The organism is uncultured Muribaculum sp. (assembly GCF_910583865.1).
In the GTDB taxonomy this organism is placed as follows: Bacteria; Bacteroidota; Bacteroidia; order Bacteroidales; family Muribaculaceae; genus Muribaculum.
Genome location: NZ_CAJTYX010000070.1, coordinates 1 through 3,757, shown reverse-complemented (window position 1 = coordinate 3,757; position 3,757 = coordinate 1). Strand labels below are relative to the sequence as shown.

Genomic DNA, 3,757 nt, shown 5'->3' with positions numbered 1-3,757 from the left:
AACGGGCCTGACGACAACCTTGTCGCCAGGCCCGTTCCTTTTTTTATGCCCCCACCACAGCCGGGGTCGCCGGGCAGCCCGGAGAGCTGTGTGTCAGACCTGTCGGACAAGTCAGACGGGTCTGACCCTGGAATGACGCACAAAGTTATATTTGGCAATGGGCTTTCATTTTAGAGACTCACAAAAGCAAAGCTCAAATAAATTTGGCTTTGCATTTGACTTATTCGTATCTTTGTGTCTCATCAATCAATTTAATGGACGGTTTAGTTATTAAGAATACCGGAAGCTGGTATGTCGTGCTTGCGGATGACGGTCGTGAGATATCCTCGAAGATTAAGGGGAATTTCAGGATAAAGGGCATACGTACAACCAATCCTGTGGCTGTGGGGGACCGTGTGAAGCTTACGGTAAATGTCGATGGAAGCGGTTTTATTACGTCTATTTATCCTCGTAAGAATTATATCATTCGCCGCGCGAGTAATTTGTCGAAGGAGTCACACATACTTGCTGCAAATATAGACAGGGCGTTTTTGGTAGTGACAATCGACCATCCGGTGACATCGACAACATTTATTGACCGTTTCCTTGCGTCGGCTGAGGCATATAATGTGCCGGTGACACTCGTATTCAACAAAATAGACCTGCTTTGCGATGATGACGCGCGAGAGCTTCTTGAGTCAGTGGATTACCTGTATTCATCCATCGGGTATGATACTATCGGAATATGTGCCAAAAATGGCAACGGGGTAGATGACCTTCGCGCGAGAATGACGGGGAAAATCAACCTGCTCTCCGGAAATTCCGGAGTCGGGAAGTCCACGATTATCAATGAACTTGTGCCGCACAGTGGCGCGCGTACAGCGGAAATCTCACTGCTGCATGATACAGGGCAGCATACCACTACCTTTTCAGAGGCCTACCGTCTGCCTGGCGGCGGCTGGGTGATTGATACTCCGGGAGTAAAAGGTTTCGGAACCATAGATTTCCGTCGAAACGAGGTGGCGCATTATTTCCCCGAGATTTTCAAGATCTCGGAAGGATGCAGATATGGCGACTGCACCCATACACATGAGCCGGGTTGCGCCGTATTGCAGGCACTCGACGAACATCTTATAGCACAATCTCGCTATGCCTCCTACCTATCCGTGCTTGAGGATTCCGACCCAGATAAATACCGTAAGCCATTTTGATTACGATTTACAACCTTTTATCCCGTGATATATCATGATGACAATCTTAAAGACCTATCAGACGAGTATAAACGAGCGCTACATGGAGCTTGCCGTGGATGCTATGCGTGAAGGAAAACTCATCGTTTACCCCACTGATACTCTTTATGCCATAGGGTGCGACGCATTGAATATACGGGCGATAGAGCGCATATGCCGCATCAAAGACATCAATCCTCAGAAGGTAAACCTTTCGATTGTGTGCAGCGACATATCCCAGGCCGCAGAATATGCACGTATCGATAACCGTGCCTTCCGGATTCTCAAGGAATATCTCCCTGGGCCATACACATTCCTGTTGCCGGCGGCAACCACCCTGCCTAAGATTTTCAAAGGCCGCAAGGTGGTAGGGGTGAGGATCCCGGACAACGCCATAGCGTGCAGGCTCGCCCAAGAACTTGGGAATCCGCTCTTGTCGACATCGGCTGTGGGCGAAGCGGAAATCAGGCAGGACGCCGTCGACCCTGAAAGCATAGCTTTGCGTTATGGGAATGAGACAGAGTTTGTTATAGACGGCGGCGAGGGTGGTGCTGTGCCTTCGACAGTGGTCGATCTCACCGACAGCGCCGCGCCATCTGTGATCAGGCTCGGAGCCGGTGAATTTACCGATTAAAATCCGCACTACTGATGAAACCTATAAATCTCCGCAGGCATTAAAGAAAAATTTCCTTAAACTTTTTAAGGCTATAAAATTATTGACTAATTTTGTGATGCTCATGCCGGGTATGCCAATCCCGGCGGATGGGATAGATAGAATTTAAACCCAATAAATACAAAATTCAATTATGTCAAAGGTAACTGTAGTTGGTGCCGGCAATGTAGGTGCCACATGTGCAAATGTCCTCGTTACGCGCAACGTGGCCGACGAGGTAGTTCTTATCGATATCAAGGCCGGTCTCTCAGAGGGAAAGGCCATGGATATCATGCAGACAGCCAATCTTCTCCACGTCAACACCCATATGGTGGGCGTAACCAACGACTATGAAAAGACCAAGGACAGCGATGTCGTTGTGATTACATCGGGTATTCCCCGCAAGCCCGGCATGACCCGCGAGGAGCTTATCGGCGTAAACGCAGGTATCGTAAAGTCGGTGATGGACAACGTGCTCAAGTACAGCAAGAACCCCATCATCATCTGCGTGGCCAACCCCATGGACACCCTCACATACCTTATCCACAAGACATCCGGTCTGCCCAAGAACCGTATAATCGGCATGGGTGGCGCTCTCGACAGCTCACGCTTCAAATATTTCCTGAGCATAGCGCTCGGTGCCAACCCCAATGAAATCGAGGGTATGGTGATCGGCGGTCACGGTGATACCACCATGATTCCCCTCGTGCGCTATGCCGCATATCGCGGTGTGCCCGCTACCGAGTTCCTTCCCAAGGAGCAGCTCGACAAGGTCGCTGCCGACACTATGGTAGGTGGTGCTACTCTGACATCGCTTCTCGGCACTTCGGCCTGGATGGCTCCCGGCGCTGCTGCTGCCGAGCTTGTACGTGCTGTCCTCCACGACGAAAAGCGCGTAATCCCCTGCTCGGCTCTCGTAGAGGGTGAGTATGGCGAAAGCGACCTCTGCATCGGCGTTCCCTGCCTCCTTGGCCGCGAAGGTATCGAGAAGATTGTCGAGCTTCCCCTCAATGACGAAGAGAAGGCTCTCTTCAAGAAGAGTGCCGAGGCCGTGCGCAAGACCAACGGTGCCCTTGCCGCCGCTCTCTAAGCCTTCGTTTTTTACGAACTAAATCCCAAGGCAGAACGTTTTCTGAAATAATGGAGACATTCTGCCTTTGTTTATTTTGCAACACATCTGTCGCATATTTATTATGCGCATTTCTAAAAACAGACGATAAAAAATGAAAACAATCCATCTATTTGCCTGTGCTGTCCTGCTCTCTGCCGGTATGGTAGGTTGCGGCAGCCGTAGTGCTAAAAGTGGCGACGCTGAAAATACTGCCGCCGTTGAAAAGACCGAGGAAGCTGTCGCCGAAGCGATTCCCGCGCCTATCGAACTTGGTCCGAATGACATCCTTGAGTTCGGCGAGCCGCAGCCCATGCCCATCGTGGTCGACTTCTCGGCATCATGGTGCGGTCCTTGCCGTCAGCTCCATCCCATATTCGACAAGCTTGCCAAGAAGTACCATGGCAAGGTGCAGTTTATATACGTCGACATCGACAAGGCTCCGCAGCTCGCCAAGCAGTATGGTGTGGAAGCAGTGCCGACTTTGCTTTTCGTAAACAAGAAGGGCGAGATTGACCGCAACATCGGCTTCATGTCGGAGGACGCAATGGAGGCTGCCGTGCAGAGCATCATGCCTACCGATACCACCCCGCGCATCGAGCCGCGCTGATACAAGCGCATAAAGCATACGGAGTCCAAAGAGCGATTAAAACAGATTTTGCTCTTGGACTTCGTGATGTTTATGGAAAATAAATAAGCCCCGACCGATTGGTCGAGGCTTTGATGATTTCGGGATTGTGGGCGCTGAGGGATTCGAACCCCCGACCCTCTGCTTGTAAGGCAGACGCT

At 50.9% G+C, this 3,757-nt stretch carries 4 protein-coding genes; all 4 read left to right on the top strand.

The window, feature by feature from the left end; all coding sequences use genetic code 11:
• Positions 1-254 precede the first annotated feature (254 nt).
• Positions 255-1,190, top strand: a complete 936-nt coding sequence (gene rsgA / locus QZ303_RS10535) for a ribosome small subunit-dependent GTPase A (protein WP_295732538.1) — start codon at positions 255-257, stop codon at positions 1,188-1,190.
• Positions 1,191-1,227: 37 nt separating this feature from the next.
• Complete coding sequence (locus tag QZ303_RS10530; RefSeq protein WP_295732540.1) at positions 1,228-1,842, top strand: L-threonylcarbamoyladenylate synthase; 615 nt, start codon at positions 1,228-1,230, stop codon at positions 1,840-1,842.
• Between the two features lie 172 nt (positions 1,843-2,014).
• The gene (locus QZ303_RS10525) at positions 2,015-2,950 is read left to right on the top strand and encodes a malate dehydrogenase (RefSeq protein ID WP_295732536.1); all 936 of its coding nucleotides are present in this window, start codon (positions 2,015-2,017) and stop codon (positions 2,948-2,950) included.
• 133 nt (positions 2,951-3,083) lie between these two features.
• Positions 3,084-3,578 carry a co-chaperone YbbN gene (locus tag QZ303_RS10520; protein WP_295732534.1) on the top strand — a complete coding sequence of 165 codons (495 nt, stop codon included), beginning with the start codon at positions 3,084-3,086 and terminating at the stop codon, positions 3,576-3,578.
• Positions 3,579-3,757 lie beyond the last annotated feature (179 nt).